General features: G+C 66.4%; 1 protein-coding gene. It reads right to left on the reverse strand.

All coding sequences use genetic code 11. The annotated features are described in order from the left end of the window. On the reverse strand, positions 1-634 hold a 634-nt coding region (locus GTW58_RS13475; RefSeq protein WP_483413993.1), incomplete at both ends, for a carbamoyl phosphate synthase preATP-grasp domain-containing protein.

The following is a 634-nucleotide window of genomic DNA, read 5'->3' on the forward strand; positions in this document are numbered from 1 at the left end:
CCGCCCAGCTGGACGTACACGCCCAGCAGCCCGCCCGTGGCACGCTCGACCTCCACGACCTCCATGACGTCCTCGAAGGTCAGCGGCTCGAAGTACAACCGGGTGGAGATGTCGTAGTCGGTGGACACGGTCTCCGGGTTGCAGTTGACCATCACCGTTTCGTGGCCCGCCTCGCGCAGCACCATGGACGCGTGCACACACGAGTAGTCGAACTCGATGCCCTGACCGATGCGGTTCGGTCCCGACCCCAGGATCATGACCGAAGGCTTGGCGTGCTGCGCGACCTCGTTCTCCTCGTCGTAGGAGGAGTAGTGGTACGGGGTGAAGGCCTCAAACTCGGCCGCGCAGGTGTCCACGGTCTTGAACACGGGACGCACGCCCAGGGCGTGGCGCACGCCGCGGACGACCTCCTCGGACGCGTGGGTGAGTTCGCCGATCTGCTGGTCGGAGAAGCCGTGGCGCTTGGCCAGGCGCAGCGTGGCCTCCGAGAGGTTGGGGTTCTCGCGGATGGCCTCCGCCACCTGGTTGAGCAGCTGGATCTGGTCCAGGAACCAGGGATCGATCTTGGTGACCTCGTGGACCCGCTCGACCGTCGCGCCGTTGAGCAGGGCCTGCTGGACGTCGTAGATCCGCT

It is taken from the genome of Kocuria subflava, assembly GCF_012163155.1.
Classification (GTDB): Bacteria; Actinomycetota; Actinomycetes; order Actinomycetales; family Micrococcaceae; genus Kocuria; species Kocuria subflava.